This is a genomic window from Pseudomonas vranovensis DSM 16006 (genome assembly GCF_000425805.1).
Lineage (GTDB): Bacteria > Pseudomonadota > Gammaproteobacteria > Pseudomonadales > Pseudomonadaceae > Aquipseudomonas > Aquipseudomonas vranovensis.
Genome location: NZ_AUED01000031.1, coordinates 1 through 19,273 on the forward strand (window position 1 = coordinate 1; position 19,273 = coordinate 19,273).

Below are 19,273 nucleotides of genomic sequence, written 5' to 3' on the forward strand. Positions count from 1 at the left end.
ACGGCTTCGCCGAAGCTATAAACAGACTATAAATACCGCCGGGGTGGGTCAATTTTACTTCGGTAGGGTGGGTCAGTTTTCAACCGGTGTTGACATATAACCCTAAGCGCCGGCACAGCAGCGCTATGCAGCTATCGCCAGTAGAGTATGAGAAACGCTATTTCCTGAGCTTGGAGAGTGTCTAGGAAACCAGGGGCGATTCACCAATCGCATAGTCGAACCAGAGATTCGTTAGCGAATCCGCATCCGTGAATGGCTTTTCTTTGAGGTGGTCGAGCCCCTCGATACCACGCCCCCAAAACTGATCTGGTGGAAGGAAGTATTGGATGCTTTGCCATTGCGCATGCAACTTGCCGTCGTGTAAGTAGTAGGTGCCCTTCCTTGCTTGAGATGGATCATCCAGAATCACACCACTGTTGTAGAGGCGCGTTAGATATGATCCAGCATTCCAGGGAGACAGATCTGCGATTTCTCGTTCGCGGAAGGTCTCAAAGGCCAGACGAGGCCCCAGTAGCGCGTCCATGGCCATCAAAATGAATCGTTGGTCATCCTTGAGACCGTTGTACGAGATCTTGGTGGAGCGAGCGCGTTCGGCGTGTTTAGTCAGCTGCTTTTGCAGTTCGATCTCTTCCAGGTGCTGCGCCTCCTGTTTCTTCTGCCTGATCTCCTCCGCGCAGGGTTCACATGGGCCCGATTCCTGGAAAGTTTTTTTTACCTCCGCCCGACTGCCAACTGTGATCGGCCCGCCGCAGTTGCGGCACATCTGATTTTCATCGATCGCTTGGCACAAAGCTCGGACGTATTTGGCGATGGCCCCAGACTGAGTGACCTCTCGGAACGGGACAAGCGTGTTCACCTTCTCTAAGAACCCCCCTTCCTCATCCATGGCCCAGTAACGCGTTACCAATGCAACCTCTTCAGGGTCTTGCGTCAAAAACTCCAATCGAACTGCCATCTACAACATCCCTCAGTCTAGCTGCGCATACCTGCGGCATGCGTGTTTGTACAAGTAATGACGGCAAGGCTAGCCGGTCGACGCGTTAACGCACCTGCAAGCCAGTCTTACCAGGTCGTACATCTGAACGTCAGAGCAGATGTCCCAGCGATTCGAGATTACCCCAGCCATCATCTGGCCACCACATGGGTGCCCCCCCAATTTTCGAGGTGTGCCGTCCGAAGTGTTGAGGTGTTGAGGCGCTTGTCACTTTCTAAGGAGGTTGTTTCGTAAGCGTCCGCCAGACACACCTTGCGCAATGGGGCGCACGCCCATCTAACCGTCGCGATACCTTCTTCAGGCTTTATTTCAGTTGCTTCTCAAAGCGAATGTCACCTTCCGGTAGGTTCTTCACGGGCTGCCAGCCAAGGTTTCTATAGAATCCGCTCGCACGGCTTGCTTCAGCGGTTTCTAACCATATCGTCTGATGGCGTTGGAATAGGAAAGACTCTGCTTTGTGCATCAGATTGCGTCCGAACCCGTACCCTTCGAACTCCGGTAGGACGAAGACTGCGAATACGCAACCATCTTCAATATCGACCATCGAAAAACCTACGGGAACACCACTGACCTCCGCGACCCAAGCGCACGGAGCCTCTGAAATTGCCTGACTTATAACTTCAGGCGTTATGCCCATCTCCGTTAACTCATCTTGAGATAAGTGATTTTCCCGAACACTGGTTCGAATCTTAAAAATCGCACCGATATCGGCAAGTTTTGCAAGCCGGATTACTGCGTCCATGACATCTTCCTTTTCTCCATCCGTGTGATGAAAGCATCCTTACATATCCGGGCTATCAAGGGTGGCTCCAATTGTGTGGCAACAACTCCCCAATCTCACTCGCCCGCTGTGTCGGCAGGCGTGTGAGGATATCTTTCAAATACGCATACGGATCATGACCATTCAGCCGCGCAGATTGTATCAGGCTCATGATCGCTGCCGCCCGTTTACCGCTGCGCAGCGACCCAGCAAACAACCAGTTCGAGCGCCCAAGTGCCCATGGTCGTATCTGGTTCTCGACCTGATTGTTGTCGATGGGCACAGCCCCATCGTCCAGGTAGTGCGTCAGCGCTACCCAGCGCTTCAGGCTGTAATCGAGGGCTTTGGCCGTGGCTGATCTGATGGGCACCAGATCGCGCTGAACCAGCATCCAGTCATGCAGTGTTTTGATGATCGGCAACGCCATTTCCTGGCGTAATCGCCAGCGATCTTCATCGCTCATGTCCCGCGCTTGGCGTTCAACCTCATACAAACCGCCAATCGAGTACAGCGCCTGTTCAGCCAGCTGACTTTTATTCGCCGCGTGCAGATCAAAGAACTTGCGACGGGCGTGGGCCATGCAGCCGATCTGGTGCGGACGCCCTCAGAAAACATACTATTCGGAGCAAGCCCCCCAGTCCCATTGGGTCAGCGCTTAGTACAGGTACTAGGTGCCACTGTACTAATTCAAAGTCGGAGCCTCTTACAACGCCCCTTCCCATCTGGCTTGAAAATCACCAGCCACAGCCGCAATCCCCACCCTGACATCCTCCGCGTGACGTAGCGCCCCTCTGAAGCCCCCAACTGACACTAGATCAAACGCCCCTCTCCGATCCCCCTCGCAACCCAGCAGCCGATCAAACCATTGCCTCTCCCTGCCCACGCACGGCACGGTAGTAAATCTTTGACACGGGGCTGTGCCTCTCTCGCTGCCAAGCTCGCACCGCCGCCCGTGAATAGAACCAGCTGATATGAATTAGGCCGCTCAATCAACGGGAGCCGGCTAAGTCAATGACTTCCGATCAACAACCGAACAATTACCATAGCTAAAGGACATGGCAATAAGCTATCATTTCAATAATCAATATTAACAGTGAAAAACTTAATGAACGCAGCGGAACTATGGCAACTGTCGCCGTCGGAATTTAACGAATGGCGCAAACAAAATGACTACCCACGTTTTTTTCAGTATTTTGCTGACAAACTCCCTTACTTTGAAAAATGGCTGCTGGAAGAAGATCTGAATTCGGAAATGCTATTTGAGAATGGACTTGCTCGATGCATGGACTCTAAGAGCCCTTTGGCGCTGCCTCACAAAACGCAGATAGTCGCTCACTGCGATGAGCCACAGGACAACTCAAATGAAATAGAAACTATGGAAGCAGAGCCAGCAGAGCGAACAATCGAACCATATTTTTACTGGCTACGAAGAAACTACGGCGAGGAAAAATACTTCTCAGCCAAGCGTGATTTCACCATTTCAACATGGAGCGGAAACACTGCTTACTTTGCGGGAAAGCTGCCACTAATCCAGCTGGGCCACATTGAAATACAACACGCTGACATATCAGGAAGGCATCTTGATTTCTGCTGCCTTGACAAACTCACACTGGTTAATTGCTTTAATGGTGAGCATACATACGTTTGGTACTCTAGTGCCATAGGACTCAGTTTTGTGGGCAGCTCGGCATTTTGGAATTTTCACCACGTGAAGCTGTGGCTTCCAGGGAATCATGGCTATAGAAAAGAAACATTGTTGGCAGACGGAAGCTTTCAAGATTTCCATTTCAGTGAGTCAAATCCACACCTAAGAATGGTACGAAGCAAACTCCTGATGAGTGAAATAAGTGGCATAGATTTCGAATGTCTTCTGGAGTACTCTACTTTCGAAGATGTCAGATTCGACACCGGAGAATTGATTTATAGCAACTATTCAAGAAAAGCTGAATTCTTCTGCAAGATCAAATCGCTTTATTCAAGCCAAGGCAATAGCGTAGAAGCTGGAAACTATTTCTACAAAGAACAAAAAAATATGTTATTAGCTCAACTTCAGCCAATGACAACCTACCACTCAAAACTCTACAACGCAAGCACGCTCGAAAAAGCTAAAATCTTCGCGACGTGCTGGTTAAAGCTAATAACTTACATTGTCAGTTTCTTGGCTTGGGGATTCGGAGAACGTCCATCCAGGAGCGTGCTTGCCTCCGGAATGACTGTTATTTTTTCAGCTGCGGTATACTACTGCTTACCTCAATCTCAAACAGCCGGAGATGTTTGGAGGTCGTTATATTTCAGCATTGTCACGTTCGTTACACTGGGATACGGAGACATTACCCAAAAAACAGATTTCCTCCAAATTTACTCAGCGCTCGAAGCTTTCGGTGGGATGTTCCTACTAGGATTATTTCTGGCAGGATACGCTTCAAAAAGCAAGCAATATTAGAACACTACCACTAGATGCATTGGCGGCGCTTACAAATCGGGAAGTCGCCGTCGTGCAGTGGTGCTGTTTAGCTCTGGTTCGGAGGCCGTCAGAGGATCTCTGGGGCTACGAAACGCTAGCTCTTAGGATGGGTCTCCACTCGTACCCGAGCAGCAAACCCAGCTCAGAGACGACGTGTAATTTTATGTAGCTGACAGTCACCCAATCCTCATCGGATGCTAGCGAGTACAAGTTTATTCAATCACCTCACAGACAGCACTTTTTGTACTTGAGTCCGCTTCCGCAGGGGCACGCATCGTTACGCCCATGCTTTTTAGGGGCAAGTAATCTCTCCATGGCCTTCATACCCTGTCTAACCGATGAAGATGGTTTCATTTCCCTTGTTAGATCATCCAGTTGGGTGGACTTCTCCCACGGGAAATTGAGCGTTATGCCAAACTGAATTTCGCCAGTAACCCCCACCGAAACCCCGTACCATTCCGCCGCCTGCTGGGTGTACTTGCGTTTGGTACAGTGCACCTCAAGAGTCCTGATGGCTTCCTCGCTAGGAGTGGGATTACAGTGAAAGCAAATCCCCGCTCCATGCTCAGTCATACCAATCACAAAGTCATGGCGCTTGCTATCCATCTTCGTCATGTTGGTCAAGCGTTCAATGGCCTGATGTACCGCATTACACGTTTCTTCGCCCATAGAAAGCAGAGTGAACCCCAGTTCAAGAATCGCCGGGTTAGGCCGGCGCTCAATTTGTTCAATCAAGCGCTCGTAGTACGTCCCTTTCATCCTAGTGAGAATACCTTCAGGGACTCGCTGGCCCGGTAGTCCTTCCCGCCGGACAACCATGGCGGTATCTAAATCTGCTGCGATCGAGTCCTCCAGCATCACTATGTTGAACTGATCGTCGAGCCAGAGATTGCATCGCAGATGGTAGGCAAGGGCTGTGAGCTCGTGCCCCGTCATCAGCTTTGACGATGATTCTGAGCGCATTTGGACGTAGCTTAGGAAACGCAAGGGCGTATCAAGCATCTCCGCAAGGACATCCAGCAGGAATACGTCCATCACTAAAGGCGGACGAACGACCTCATCGACTGAGTATTTGAGGTATTGGCTGGCTTGAAATGCTAACGCCGGGTAGTGGTCGGACACGACGCAGAACGGGTAGATCTCTTTGACTTGCTTCGGAAGCACAACAGCTTGGCCTTGATCATCTTCGAGACGGCAGTTCCCAGATCTAATAGCTATCGCACATTCAGCCCCTTGGTCATAGGCCTTCTGAATTGCGGCAGCAAAATCAGCCTTGATGTGTCCGTCGCTGCCTTTGCGGGCCGCTAGGGTCAGCTTTTTGGCTTTAGCCTGAACGATGATGATCCGATCCCCGAAGATGACCAGCACGTCCGCTTCAGCGACGATCCGCTTCCCCTCGATCAAATTGACGTTGGTGTGGACATTTGACTTTCCGAAGACCGATACCAAGCGGCGCAGAGAAAACTGTTCGGTAAATCCACCACGATTGTCTGAGGCCTGTTGCTTGTAATCCTTATCCTGATTCATCCAGAAGAAAGGCGATTCGTACAGGGCTTCGAAAATCATGTGATGAGAGAACAGTAGTACTGAGTCCCGACCTGTTGGCAGCAAAGGGGTAGCGGCTACCTGGTTGAAGTCTCCAACCTCCTTGAACAGGTCATTATCACCACTGAACGTCAGCGCTTTGAAAACTGCCTCAACGACATCTAGCTCCTGGCCCGAAAAATGAGCTACCTCTTGCGTCCTGAACTCGAAAAACTCAAGCACCGAGCCTGTTGGCATCTGGCCTACCTGGGGTTCACCAGTCAATCGCGCTCCAGTGTTAACTCGCTCGTCCATCAACGAACACATCGCGCGCGCCACTCGTAACGCTTGGGCACAGTTGAACCCCATGACCCGCTCTAACCAGGGATCATCCGGAGCGTGTTTCTCTACAAAAAAATCTCGATACTGGAAGCTGTACGCTGATTCGGTGGCATAGAACATAGGCTCCTTCATCATCGCCCCTTGCCAAAAGTCCTCCACAACTTCGCCCTTCTGAGCTTGGGGGGCCAGGTCGCCGATCATCTGGCCGCTCAGAGCGCTGTGAAGCTCACCCAATAGCTGGTCAGTGCGGGAGGCATAGCTTCTAAGTGTGGCTTCATCGACCTCAGACAGATCGAGAGGCTGACGCATCATCAGACCCAACACCGTGCTTATTTCATTGCGGTTGAGTCTTTTACGGTCAAATAGATGGTCAAGGTCAGAAGGCTTATGCTCGCCTTGGAACGACACAAAGTTGTCGCGATGACAAATCTCGGCTATAGCATGAGCGTAGCCGGGTCGAGCCGTCAGATTTATCAGTTCCTTAAAAACTTCGGCTTCGCTTCGGTGCGTGGGATTCATTCCTGCTGCTCCAAGGTTCGTGATTCCTATGGGAGAGTGGACTTCCCGTCTACCCCCCACCATCGATGATGTTGCTTGACGACCTTACTCGTTGGATTTTGGCACATATCGGTTATCGGGTATGGCAGCGCTCAAGCGACATTCTAGTCAGCCGAAACCTACACCCCGAATTCCTTGGCCATGGTGCTAATGACATAGGGATGAGCTGTGGGTTGATTGTCTACGTCCAGATCGAAGCGAGCTGCCTGGTAGTCGGGATCAAAGACCACCGGAGGCTTAGGTCAATTGCCGACTCAAGAGCCCGCATGCCCACAGCGCTGATCGCTCTCTGCTGATCTTGCGAGATGTTTATATAGGTCATAGCTAGTACTTTCCTTATCTACTGTCTTCATCCCCTCCCCCGGTCAACCTGAACAAGCTGCGCTTGGGTCAACGCCAATGATGGGGATGGATCAAGGCCCGCAACCAAGACGATCAGTGCCTCTGAGCACAAATCGTCGAATAGGCGCATCGATTGCAGTGTTTGCCTCGGGTTGCTTTGCGCTCGCCAGCACGCAATGCGCCGATCGCCTTAAACACACTGGTACTGCTCGCTCTTGCAGACGGAACTGCGTCTTCAGAAAGCCCCGTGACGAGCGAATGAATGGAAATTCGGTTGCAGCGTCTGCCTCCCAGGTTCTCCAGGATGGGCCGAACATTTCGCGCTACAGCACTCAGGCCTACTCCCGTGCGCAGCCAGATCACTTCCCCACTCGCCTCGCGAAGCATCCAGGGCATGGTAATGGCCTGACCATTGACGCTGGCAGTCGTTTCGGGAACGTAAGATGCACTACCCGGCTGCCATGAAGCACCTCGATTGAAGGCGATCCAAGCGTGCTCCATTAGCATCTTGTCCTCCTCCCATGTCGGTAACGGCTTCTCGCCCCAGCCTTTAAGGAAGGCGTCATCGGTCTTCATTCCATCCCGGTAGAAGTATTCAAGCCCTGCCAGCACTGCTCGACGAGCCCGAATTGAGACGTCCAACTCCTGTTCAATCGGAAGACTCAACTCGTGGGCATAGTGATATTGCAGGGAGCAGGTCATGAATCCATCTAGGGCAGCGAAGGTCATCGCCACGGGTGGTGTCATGGCTACGCGCGGGACAGTCGCCGCTACAGGAGCTGAGGCCCTCGCGACGCTAGCAGGAATGACTGAAGGATCACGCAAGGGATCGGGAATCGTCGCTGCATCAGTGCCGCCGTAGACCTTCAACCGATCTTTCGCCCTGGACAGGCCCACGTACAACAAATTGTTCCGCTCGATGGCCTCACCTTGGAGGCGCAGGGCTTGCGTGCTGTGCAGCGCCTCAGGGGGTAGCAGCAACGCCTGGCGATCATCAAAACGTGGCGGTGCCTCTGCTCCAAACTTGGTCTTTTCGACGTTGGCCATGTGCACGACGTCGAACTCAAGCCCTTTGCTGCCATGGACGGTCATGAGCCTCACAGCGTCGATCGCAGCCGCCTCGGGTGGAAGCGCGCGCTCCGCTGATCGTTGCCCGATATACCGCCTAAAATCTTCTCTGACCAAAAACTTCGATAACGTCGCTTGGCTGCCAACGCCATCACTGTTGCGAACCCCGTAGAGGAATTGCCACAACGCCAGGCGATTGATCTGCGCAGAGGCAGACTGGTCAGCCAGCGACTCCAACCCAAAGCCTTTTTCAAACAGCAGGTCACAGACAAACACCCAAGGGCGGGAGCTTCGCGTGGCCCCTTCCAACAAGTCACTCAACACCTGGACAACCTGCTGCCCTTGCGCTGACAGCCCTGGAACGGCGCGGCTTAGCCAACGACCACGCTGGTGGATGAACCCTAGCTTGGACAAGTTCGTCAGCACCTCGATGTCTGCCGCCAGCATCCTCATGTTGGCACGTCTGAACAAGCCGAGCAGCGCACCAGGCGAACGCTGCGTCAGCAGTTGCATCAGGCACATGAATTCTTTGACTTCGGCCCTCTGGTTCAACTCACCCAGGTGCAACACAGGAATTCCAGCCGCCTCGATGTCTTGGGCAAGCTTGTCCACTTGTGCATTCGTTGAGCTGATGATGCCCTGAGTGCCGTACGAGTGCCCTGCCGCTCGACACTGAGTAATCTCAGTGACGATGACACTGCTCTGAGCATCCCTTTGGCTGTGTAGTAGAGCTGGCATAACCCCGCTCACGGAGCGAGAAGGTGATACAGGATCGAGAGGCACGAATGGCTGCAACACATGATCGGTTCCAGCCCGTTCGACCAAGCGAAGAATCTCTGGAGAGCTGCGTCGGTTGATGCCCAAGCTGTATCGCTTGATAGAGGCAGCCTGTCCTCTGGCAACGTACGCCTCATCAAACTTGAGCAGACTTTGGATCGACGCGCCACGCCAGTGATGAATAGCCTGACGAATATCACCGACCACCCACAAGCAACGTTGCGGCGATCCGATCTTTTTGACGAACTCGATCATCACATGGTTGACGTCCTGGTACTCATCCACCAAGACGTGATCGTACTGCTCTAGGAAAGCGGCCAGGGACGGACGATCATCACGCGCCTGTACAGTGGGGCGAACCAAAAGGTCTGGATAGTCCACCCACCCTTCTCGCCGTAGTACGGCTTCGTAGGCCCTGTAGAGGGTAACAATGTCGTTCCGCTCTCGCTCAACATCGGGCTCGACCGCCGGCAATGCTCGAACGATCGCAGCGTAGTCGTCCGGGGTGAGCAGCTCCTCCTTCAGGCGATGGATGATCCTCAAAACATCAGGCAACCAGTCGTAGGGGTTGCTCAACCTGAAGAAATATTCGAGCTGCAGGGCGGGCAGCTCTTCGACCATCATCCTGACTTGCTGCAGCGCGTCAGCGATCTTGATCTGAGGTGTCAGACCGAAGAGAAGGTTGTGCTTTCGCAGCAGCTCAAGTCCGAACGAATGGAAGGTGCCAGCCCATACTTGTGAAGCATTCGGGACATTGGCTGCCGTCAACCGTTCGACAAGCTCCTGGGCGGCGCGGTTAGTAAAGGTCATCACCAAAATTCTATTGGCAGGAACCCCACTGGCGATCAAATGGGCCACTCGGTGTACCAACGTCGTGGTCTTACCGGTTCCTGGGCCCGCAACCACATTGACGAACCTCTCTGGAGCCTCCGCCGCAAGACGCTGGGCATCGCTTGGGGGATGTGCAGGAGCTGAAGGAACTGGAGGGACATCTGGGAGCAGCAGCGCGTCAGCCAATTGCTGCCTTACGACTTCTAGCGGCAACAGAAAGTGCGTCGCTATCAATCGAGAACGCCATCCTGCTGACCACAATGCTCTTGCTACCGTCCTGGGTAGCAGCAGTTCTCGCGCAAAGACGTTTGCCTGAAGCTCATTGCGCTCCCATGCACCATACCCCTCCACCACTGCACTGCCGGGGCTGGTGGTGCTGGGGTTGCCAGTGGTGGTATCAACTTCATCGTCGGGGTCGGCGATAAAAGACACTGTGGAAGTGCCAGGGGCAGGTTGGGGTGAGTCGAGATACCAATGGCCCAGTTCATGAGCCAACAGATAAGCCTTCGCCTCAGGTCGAACGTCATCACGAATCAGGATGGTGCGCATCGACCGCTGTAGAAGCGCATCGGCTCCACCCAACGCATAGTCATCGGGAGCCACCCACTCGATCGCAATGCCTAACGTCGCTTCAGCAACGTCAATCAGTTGCTTGCTGGTCGGATACTGTTCACCGCACGCAGCGATGAGTTTCGCCCGTGCATTGATGGCCTGGATTCGTGCACGGTCGAAAGGATTCATATCAGTCCCCTAAGGCCAACAGTTGCGCCTCTTCGTCATGAGGTAAGTTGAGCGCTTTCACCGCCTCCTCCCAAGAAACAGGCTCTTTTAGCACCCTTGGTTGGCCGTTGGGCGCTTTAAAGGAAGGTGCCGCTAGCTGACGGAAATTCAGACTCACCGCTTCATTCATCGCTTCTGGCGAAACCTGGAAATACTCGGCGACATCTCTCATCAAGACGCCCGGTGCACGAACTATCCCAACCAGCACCTCGTTGACCAATCTGCGCTTGCCGGGAAGGCCCAGGTGATTTGCCAGCTCGTTGGCTTTAGGGCCTACAAGACCTGCAATCGCGGCTTGTGCACGTGCCACTTCAGCTGGATCAGCGATTACCTGGGCAGCGGTGGCAGAGATTGCTTGGGCAGTGGCAGAGATGGATGAGGCAACGGTCTGGGCTTGTGGACAATGGGACAGCTCCTCAGCCAATAGCCCACCAACGATTTGAGAAGCCGACCGACCGTACTCCTTCGCGGTCAACTTGAGCTCCAGACCGAGCTTGCGATCAAGCCTGGCCATCCACTGCGCGGACTCGCCATCATAGCTCGCCACCTTCTGCTCATAGCCGTCGAGCACCTTTCTCCCGCTACGCTCTTCGATCGCATCTTCAAAACGCTCGTAGCCACTCTCGACCATGTCTCGCACAAGCACAGAGAATTTCTTGTTCTGCTTCTCTGCAACGGCCTTAAGCGCTTCATGCATAGCTACCGGCACATACACGCCTACCGTCTGCAACGTGCCCTTGGTGCTGGTCACGGGTGCAGATCGCGGCGCCTGCGATGCACGAGGCAAAGCGGGTTCGTAATGACTGCGCATAGACACCTCCTGTGGCGACGCTTGGGTTTGTAGACCTTCGGGAGTTACGGGCTTGGGTTCGTCCTGCCCTGGCTCACCTTGCTGCAGTTGCTGTTGCTTCGATTGCTGCTTCGGTGCATCTTGAAGGGATGATAGTGCTGAGCCATCAATGGTCGGCGGAACCACCATGTTGGCAGTCAGGTCGGCCATGACCTGCTTGGCAAGAAGATCTGGGGTTGCCGCCTGCACCTTCAGGATCTGTCCCGCCGGCATAGCAACCGTACACTGACAAATGTCCCCTACCATCTGAAAATCCGCCGTCGCAGACACCCATCCCAGGTAATCCGACCACGCCCTAAGCGGAGCGTTGAGGGCTGGAGACGGCAAATTGACATTACGTTTCATGGTAGACTCTGGGCATCGTGACGGAAGCAGTGGCGCGCCAGGAGGCGCTTGTATATCATCTTTATATCACTCGCGATGGTAGGGACACAATTGGTCGACGCTCATTTTTCCAGGGCTATCCGAGGTTCAGTGAGCCAGTGGATGCACGATAACTCGCTCGAATCCTGCCTTGCAGCGCTCGACAATCCGGTGGAGCTTGGCGCGCACCTGCTACCCCAAGTCGTCGCTGCTCTCGCGGATGTCAACGTCGATCTCTACGACATCCAGCGCAGCGCTTGGACGAATCCGTTGATTCACCTGCGCGCTGTCTTTGACATTGACGATCTGCCGGAAACACCAACCGCTTTTATTCCTGTGCCTGACGTTGCCACCACCGTCGCCGCCAGGGCCAGCGCAGTGGTATGCCTTGCCGCGCTCAATTCGGACACCATTTCCTATGGCTCCGAGAATGACGGCCACCTGTTCGTGAACCTGGTGGTGCTTCCGGGCGATGATGACTTTGCTGACAAATCAAAGGGCGATATGCGCGGCCACACCGACGGTGTGTCGTTCCCCGTTCGTGGACAGCCGCATGAGTTTGACGAGCGCGTAGCTCCCTCCCCTGACTTCGTCTGCCTGAGCGGTCTTCGTAATCCCAACGGTACTGCCACCACGGTCATGCCCCTCTCTGCAGTCCTGCAGAAGCTGACGAACGAGGAGATCGATGAGCTGACGAAGCCTCAGTACATCCTCCGCCCTCAAAAAACTTTCAAGCGTGGGCTGCGCAAACTCCTGGGCAAGGACAGTCCGCTGCTGGAGGTAATGGTTGGCATCCAGCTGCTGTTCGAAACAGAGGATGGATATTGGATCCGCTACAGCCACAGTGCGGCGGATACCGATTTTGACTCTGAGCTTGCGAGCCAAGCGATAACACGCTTCGAGCAAGGCTGTCAGGAATGCTCCGCGTCGGTGGTCATCGCACCTGGCGATATCCTGCTCGTAAACAATCGCGTGGGACTGCATGGGCGCGGCGTGGTGGGTGGCGAGGCAGGTGGCGACTCACGTTGGCTGCTGCGTACCTATGGCCTGGATACCCGGGAGCTACGGGCTGATCAGCACTATCCCGACAGTGCATTCAAGCTCTACCCGTGATTTGGATGCGGGATGCTGTGTGTGGCATCCCGCTCCATTTCCTGGCGCTGGCCGGTTGGCTTCTAAGGCACTCAGTAACATCAGGTCATGGCGACGGACTGACCATACGAGTTTCGTTCGTCGTTGTACGCGGTGCATAGCACGTGGATCACTTCAGCAGTGTCATCCACACTCCACTCTGGATTCGGCTGCCATTTGGAGTCATAGAGACCCATCAAGGTATCCTCTTGCCATCCAAACTTGGAAAATACCACCGCACCAGTTGGAAACTTGACGTACTCATCCACAAACAACCCATGTTCTGACATATGGCCCTCCAGCCCTGGAGCACCTTCAAAGTCAGGCATCCTGAAAATTGGCCAGCCCATTTTGGCAAAACAAGCGCTCCAGAGTGCACCAGACACTACTGCTTCACCGCCTCGCTCGAAGTACTGAGGGGCGACGCTATGGTTGCCGCCAGGAATAAGCAATCGATCACAGAGCATGAAGGCGAAAGTAGGGCCCTGGGCAAACTGAGATTCCTTGAAGGCACCCCTCGCCTTTTTCATCAGCGTATTAATCACTAACAACAAAGAACGCGGGTCGTATGACCCATCATCAAACGGTGGCTTAAACGGAGCAATTTCCCTTTCCGCCATTGCGACTTTATTACCTTGCCGAAGTTGGTCTTCGATTTCGATATTCTGATTCATAGCATCTTCATGCATCTCAATGAACCGGGGTCGGGCAGTTATCGCAACGTGAAGGCAGACATGCAGACGTTCACTGATTACAGGTTAACCATGAAACGCACCTTAGCGAAACACCAGCTCTATAGACATTTCGACGCTTCTGGCCGACTTCTGTACGTAGGGATCTCAAATAGCGCCATTTTCAGGTTGTCGCAGCACCGACGCACATCGGTCTGGGCAGAAGATATAGCCTACGTAAAAATTGAAAACTACCCGTCTGAGGTGCTCGCAAAAGAGGCGGAGAAAAATGCCATCGGAGACGAAGCCCCGCTGTTTAATATCAACCACCAGCTGCCAGATCGGGACTTAACTGCTCCAAAAAAGCGTGGGAAGATCACAGTTAAGGATCCATCTTATGATGTCCGTAACGTTGCTCATTGCATCCGTGACACAGCGGCAATTCTCGCACGCATCGCCATCGCTGCCGAAAATGTGGCGATCGAAGGGGATTTGCAAGTGAGCACGTTTTTAAGCATCAGTTTCATGCTTCCAAATGGCGCTTTTGCTGAGGAGCTAGGGCTCGATGAATTGTTTGAAGCTCCGTCGCCGAAGCTGGCGCCTTCGTACCGGATCCTGCTTGTTACCGGCGTTGAGACACATGCGCCAGGTGCCGAGGCGACCAACTGCCGTGTTTCTATAATCTCTCCATGGTGGCTGACCCATCTGTGCACGGAAAATCTTGGTAAGCGTAAAGACTACGACCTAGCCTATTCAGCCGATATCGTAAAGTCCATTTCCAGCTACAACAGGGTAATTCAACATCTTTTCAGCCGTATCGAGTCCCTCTAGCATCCTAGGAAGTGCAGCTCCGATTCAGGTGCGTCGATAGTGGCTAATCGTCCTGCGGGGCTTAAAAAGTCAAGCTGCCCAAGTTTCGTGGAGATGACATCGATCGTTAGCTTAGGGCGCGTTATAGCGCTCTACTCCCGCCGCGTAGTGCTGAAGCTCGACTTCGTAGCTCTCACGGCCTCCAAATCGGCAACATCGAATTTCCAGGTTTGTCGATCACGATCGCGAGGCTCTGCTTTGCCCGAGTGACCGCGACATAGAAGGCGGCGGCAGTCGTGGACTCCAGCAGCGTCGATTTGCTGATGAATTGCTCGATTTTTCCGGTGGGAACAATCAGGACGCGTTCGAACGTAGAACCCTTCGAGCCCTTGAAATTGACATACTCGAGCTCGTACTGCTTGCCCGAACTCGCTGAGTAACGCAGGCAGCGCGGCTGATAGCGATCGATGTAGGTGTCCAGGTCTTTGCTATGTATGAGGAACACCCCGTCATGGCCGGATACCTCATGATTCTCGGAAGTCGTGGGCGGAAACTTCCAGTCGGCATCAAAAATGGTGTCTGAAAACGTGGCAATCTCGGTGCGGCAGCGGTACGTGATCGTCGCGTAATTGATGCTCAGCAGTCCATCCGCCTCACGTTCTTGAAACCACTCCAGAGCAGCCGCATAGCCATACTTCTTGTTTTTTTGACCGCGTGGATTGGTTGACAATACTGCCTGGCGAACGTCTCCAACCATCCGGACATCGATCCGGGAGTGAAGCAGCGCGTGCATGATTTCCCAGTCGTAGCCGCTCAGATCCTGCACTTCATCGATCAAGATCTCGTCATAGAGGCACTCCAGTCTGCGCATCAGTGCCGGCGTGGCCTCCATCAGCTCGAACGCAAGTCGACCTAGTTCGCAACCATAGACCTGATTGCTTTTGTTCATGTAGCGATCTTTGCCTCGGGCCATTCGGAACGGACGGCCATCAAAATCGAAGCCGCCTACCCGCTCGTCTGGAAACTTGAAGCGCAAAAATGGTTGGGCGAAGTGGCGCAGGAGGAATGTGTACCAACCCAGAACCTCCAGGTTGTGACGGTCGCCGGCTTGGGCAGCCAGGCGGCTGCGGATTTCTTGCTGATTCGACTGGGTGAACGTGATCACCGCGATTCTGCGATCAATGGGCAACGCCTTGCAGTGCTCGATCAGTCCTTGTGTCTTACGACCGCCAGCAACGGCCAGCGTCAGGTGGTTAGGCATTGACGATGAACTCCGCTGCGGCCCTCATGTAGCCTGGGGCGTGAAGTACCTTTTTTGTACTTGTGAGGCGCAAGGCTCCTTCTGTCTTCTCTCGCGTCATCCAGGCCAAGAGATTCGCTGCCGGCGTAATCGCCAGGACATCACGCAGGTGCGCCTCCGTGTTCGCGGTGATCAGTTGCGGCTCCAGCGTGCGGCCATCAGCAACGGCGCCGATGAATAGCTCCCGCTTAACCCCGTCCAGCCACTCCTTGTGCGGTTCACGCAGTTCTGCAGGGTCAATCCCGTCGTTATCTCGCATCACTGCCACTGGTTTGTTAATCGCGGCACACAGCTCGAGACAACGAGCGAGAGCCAGACCACGCATGCTTACGACATCAATGCCGGCAGCCATCGGGCGCAGCCCGAACAGATCCGAGAACACTCGCTCGAAGATGATTTCGTCTGAAGGCCCCTCGACCAGAACAACCCGTTTCGCCAGGACTAAGCGCAGCGTGTCATAGCCAGGCAAGCGTTTGAAGTAGCTGACCGTACCTGGATCAAGGGTTGTGATCTTGGAGGCTGAGTTCCGGTTCAGCAGGTGGAGAGCATCCAGTCCGAGCCGGTTGAGTACATAGGTGCTGTGGGTCGAAATGAAGAGCTGCTGGTCATCCGCAGCCAACGACTCAATACGCTCCAGCAGCGTGGTCAAGCTTGTGTGAGACAGGTGGTTCTCAGGCTCCTCAATCATCACGATCTTGACGTTCGAGGCATGGCGCTTCATAGCCAGCGAGATCTTGATCGCAGCTTGTTGGCCTTGTCCTGCCATTGCGAACGGAACACCGTCCACGTGTGGCGTCACTACACTTTCCCAGGACGTGCGCGATGTCTGATCCATCGCCAACGCCATTGGCTCGGCCTGCAGGGATGCATCCAGCGTGCTAAGACGCTTGTTCACTGGCGCCAGCGCTCCAGCCGTCATATTGGCCTTTACCTCCCGAAAGTCCAGCGAGATGGACGCTTTCTCGGCGGTCTCAAGGTGATCGCTCAGGATCTGGCGCAGGTGGTAGTCCACGCCAGCGGCCGACTTCACAGTGCGGGAGTCGATGGTAGCAACGGACAGCATGCGTGGACGTTTGGTCAGCTCTTTGTCAGCAAAAGAGCGCCATTCGTAGGTGTAGTACTCGACCGGCAGCAGTGGATTGGGGTTCTTTAGCCATTCATCCAACATGTCCTGATACTCCTCATTCGGGAAAATCCTGAGGAACACGCCTGGGCATGCGTTTGTGGGCACCTCGGTGTTGACCGCACCGCAGAGTCCTTGAAGCTCATCGTTATCTTGCAGATAGAGCTCAATTAGAATTTCAGGCAGCGCGGGCTTCTGTCCGGCCTTGCGCTGCGATACGAACTGCTCCACCAGGTCAACGTTGAACCAGTGTGGATTGAGCTCCTCCAGCACACCTCTCCCGGCGATTCGCCCGTTGAGCGCCAGCGCGATCGCCTCCATGAGGGTCGACTTCCCGGCGTCATTGTCGCCCACCAGGATGTTCAGCTTTGCGTTTGGGCGCAGGGTGAAATCCTTGTAGATACGGTATCCGCGAATGTGAATTTTTGTGATCAAGGTCGACAGTCCTTTGCGCGAGTGCAGGTCGTTGAGATGGAACCTCAATGCTTTGCAGATCCTATAAGCATCATGAGATTTCCGTCGACTGGATCACAACTTGAAACAGAAATTAGGTAAGCCTAGGAGGGAAGATCGTATCGGGTAAGGAATGCACAACCTCCTCTTTTCCGCTGAATTGAAGGCGACGAGTCGCGGAGGATACTGAAAAATCGACAGGAGTACATTTGTACTCCTGTCGTGAAATGGGTGTACCTTGCAGATGGTCGTGTGCCTAGCCCCCAGTCCGCTTGCGTAGCGTGTCGAGCTTTCTCTTCACGCCAATCTTTGCGTTCAAGCCAAGTGCCTCCTCATAGCACGCAATCGCCTCTGGAATCTGCGAAAGGGCTTCGTGCGCCATGCCTTGGACTTTGAGCGCTGTTGGCTTCCAAGCCGGGTTCTGATCTGCCCCGTTGCTTCTTGCGCGGATCAGGGCTGCAAGGATCTCCTGGCTCTTCTCAGGGGCTAACGATGAAGATGCCTCCTTGAGCATCGTTTCTGCAGTCAGGATTACAGCGGAGTAATCCGTCGCATTTAGAAAAGCTTCATCTGCACTGTCTTCATCCAGGATGGCACCTTCGGCGCCGTATCGGTACTCACCGCCCCCTGAAACCTTGAAAACCAGCTGGCGCTTCTTCTCGTCGAACTCGATGCTGTCAGCGCCGAATCGCCTTGGTCTGACAGAGAACAGAACATGCCCAGTGGTCAAATCGAACAAGGTCAGCTTGCGGGCATCCTCCGTCGGACTGTTTGCAGTCATGCAGTACGCCAGCGTTCCATTCTTGGACAGCCCACTTTCGAGGATATTTGCCGTAAAGGCTTGGGTGATGATGGGAGCGCCCGCTGCCGAGTAGACATGGAATGTCCCTGATAGACTGCTCCCGAAATGCCAGTCCTCGAGCGAAAACGTACCGTTGTTGGCTACATTGCCATTGTTCGGCCTAGGCATGCTTCCTTTCACCGTGACGGTACCCGTCTGTAGGTCAACCAGGGCATATTGGCCTTCCCCGCTTTCTCTATTCCCGCCAATGGAGCCATCAGGGGTCGAGTCGCGCCACGAGACAGCCCATTTACGATCAGAAGACTTTTTGAACAGGCCGTACCACCCTTCTGAGCCTATGTGCATGAGGCTGCTCGTCAGCCTCACGGCAGATTTGGGACGATCGTCGACCGCAGCAACAGGCGTTTCGACTTTTTTTGGCTGCCAAATAACCATGAAAGGAAACCCATGTAGGTCGCTCCTGCGAACGAGCCGGCGGATGTAGCAGAGGCCGGCTCATATGAATTAATTAGTGCTGGGGGCTCCAGCGTGGGTAAGGGCCCTGTACCAGACGGCATACGGGTGCCGAAATTGCCATCTGAGGCCTTGTCACCAGTCCAACTGGCTGACTTTGAATTTGAAGACTTGGTTACCCTCTTGATGGAAGTTGGATTCAATGCTGACCTTGCTGACCTTGCTGACCTTGCTGACCTTGCTGACCTTGCTGACCTGCGCGATGAATTTCTTGTGGTTGGCTCCGCAATGACTGGCGATTAGGTGACCAGGCCTGGGCTCAAATTCCCCGCTGGACTTATGACAATCGAGACGAATGGTTAGTCGGCAGCACAATGGCTGGATCCGCCTTCAATGGATGCCAGTTAATGGGCTATTTGCTTCCTGGCCACAAACCATTGGCCAGAAGTAATTGTGCGGTCGAAACACCATCGATGAAGCAGATACGACAAGGGGTGGTGAGGTTTTGAGTGAACGCGAACGCCTGGGTGTCAACACCGGTTGAAAACTGACCCACCCTACCGAAGTAAAATTGACCCACCCCGGCGGTATTTATAGTCTGTTTATAGCTTCGGCGAAGCCGTCTCTCGCGGTACCACCTGGCCGGATTTCAGCTTGTCCTTCAGCCGGTAACTTTGCCCGCTGACCTGAACGATATGCGCATGATGCAGAAGCCGATCCAATAGCGCGGCGGTCAGTGTCGAGTCATCCGCAAAGGTCGTTGCCCACTGGCTAAACGGCAGATTGCTGGTCAGCACGACGCTGCCATGCTCGTAGCGTTTGGCGATGACATTGAAGAACAGATTCGCTTCATCACGACCAAAAGGCAGGTAGCCGA

13 protein-coding genes and 1 pseudogene are annotated in these 19,273 nt (G+C 54.0%); 3 read left to right on the forward strand and 11 right to left on the reverse strand.

Annotation, left to right across the window (positions count from 1 at the left end; genetic code table 11):
• Nucleotides 1-181: 181 nt before the first annotated feature.
• From H621_RS27300 to tnpC, 3 genes and pseudogenes are all read right to left on the reverse strand, one after another.
• On the reverse strand, nucleotides 182-955 hold the full coding sequence (locus tag H621_RS27300; RefSeq protein ID WP_051270624.1) for a hypothetical protein: 774 nt from the start codon (nucleotides 953-955) through the stop codon (nucleotides 182-184).
• Nucleotides 956-1,298: 343 nt separating this feature from the next.
• Entirely contained in the window at nucleotides 1,299-1,736 is a 438-nt protein-coding gene (locus H621_RS0119055; protein WP_028944923.1) for a GNAT family N-acetyltransferase, read from the reverse strand.
• 55 nt (nucleotides 1,737-1,791) lie between these two features.
• Nucleotides 1,792-2,346: pseudogene (tnpC, locus tag H621_RS0119060) on the reverse strand (IS66 family transposase); the annotation flags it as partial.
• Nucleotides 2,347-2,859: 513 nt separating this feature from the next.
• Here tnpC and H621_RS28195 point away from each other — a divergent pair.
• Nucleotides 2,860-4,197, forward strand: coding sequence for a potassium channel family protein (locus H621_RS28195; protein ID WP_084168001.1), 1,338 nt, complete (start codon nucleotides 2,860-2,862; stop codon nucleotides 4,195-4,197).
• A gap of 246 nt (nucleotides 4,198-4,443) precedes the next feature.
• Here H621_RS28195 and H621_RS29120 read toward each other — a convergent pair whose 3' ends face one another.
• The 3 genes from H621_RS29120 to H621_RS0119085 form a co-directional block, all read right to left on the reverse strand.
• Nucleotides 4,444-6,603 carry a YecA/YgfB family protein gene (locus tag H621_RS29120; protein ID WP_028944926.1) on the reverse strand — a complete coding sequence of 720 codons (2,160 nt, stop codon included), beginning with the start codon at nucleotides 6,601-6,603 and terminating at the stop codon, nucleotides 4,444-4,446.
• Nucleotides 6,604-7,077: 474 nt separating this feature from the next.
• Nucleotides 7,078-10,401 carry a UvrD-helicase domain-containing protein gene (locus H621_RS0119080; protein WP_028944927.1) on the reverse strand — a complete coding sequence of 1,108 codons (3,324 nt, stop codon included), beginning with the start codon at nucleotides 10,399-10,401 and terminating at the stop codon, nucleotides 7,078-7,080.
• A 1-nt stretch (nucleotide 10,402) separates the two neighbouring features.
• Nucleotides 10,403-11,635, reverse strand: a complete 1,233-nt coding sequence (locus H621_RS0119085; RefSeq protein WP_028944928.1) for a hypothetical protein — start codon at nucleotides 11,633-11,635, stop codon at nucleotides 10,403-10,405.
• 141 nt (nucleotides 11,636-11,776) lie between these two features.
• On the opposite strand from H621_RS0119085, the gene H621_RS0119090 reads away from it, so the two are divergent.
• On the forward strand, nucleotides 11,777-12,766 hold the full coding sequence (locus H621_RS0119090; protein WP_051270626.1) for a TauD/TfdA family dioxygenase: 990 nt from the start codon (nucleotides 11,777-11,779) through the stop codon (nucleotides 12,764-12,766).
• A gap of 80 nt (nucleotides 12,767-12,846) precedes the next feature.
• Here H621_RS0119090 and H621_RS0119095 read toward each other — a convergent pair whose 3' ends face one another.
• On the reverse strand, nucleotides 12,847-13,458 hold the full coding sequence (locus tag H621_RS0119095) for a hypothetical protein (RefSeq protein ID WP_028944930.1): 612 nt from the start codon (nucleotides 13,456-13,458) through the stop codon (nucleotides 12,847-12,849).
• Nucleotides 13,459-13,548: 90 nt separating this feature from the next.
• Between H621_RS0119095 and H621_RS27790 the strand changes: the two genes are divergently transcribed.
• Nucleotides 13,549-14,286 (forward strand): hypothetical protein, encoded by a 738-nt coding sequence (locus H621_RS27790; protein ID WP_156905632.1) that lies wholly within the window; start codon nucleotides 13,549-13,551, stop codon nucleotides 14,284-14,286.
• Nucleotides 14,287-14,458: 172 nt separating this feature from the next.
• Here H621_RS27790 and H621_RS0119105 read toward each other — a convergent pair whose 3' ends face one another.
• The 4 genes from H621_RS0119105 to H621_RS0119130 all read right to left on the reverse strand — a co-directional run.
• Entirely contained in the window at nucleotides 14,459-15,526 is a 1,068-nt protein-coding gene (locus H621_RS0119105) for a UvrD-helicase domain-containing protein (RefSeq protein WP_028944932.1), read from the reverse strand.
• The gene (locus H621_RS0119110; protein ID WP_028944933.1) at nucleotides 15,519-17,123 is read right to left on the reverse strand and encodes an ATP-dependent nuclease; all 1,605 of its coding nucleotides are present in this window, start codon (nucleotides 17,121-17,123) and stop codon (nucleotides 15,519-15,521) included. The genes H621_RS0119105 and H621_RS0119110 overlap by 8 nt, the downstream gene beginning before the upstream one ends.
• A gap of 274 nt (nucleotides 17,124-17,397) precedes the next feature.
• The gene (locus tag H621_RS29010; RefSeq protein WP_245219100.1) at nucleotides 17,398-18,378 is read right to left on the reverse strand and encodes a tetratricopeptide repeat protein; all 981 of its coding nucleotides are present in this window, start codon (nucleotides 18,376-18,378) and stop codon (nucleotides 17,398-17,400) included.
• A gap of 620 nt (nucleotides 18,379-18,998) precedes the next feature.
• Nucleotides 18,999-19,273: ATP-binding protein (locus H621_RS0119130; RefSeq protein WP_028944934.1), on the reverse strand; the 275-nt coding region annotated here is incomplete at its 5' end.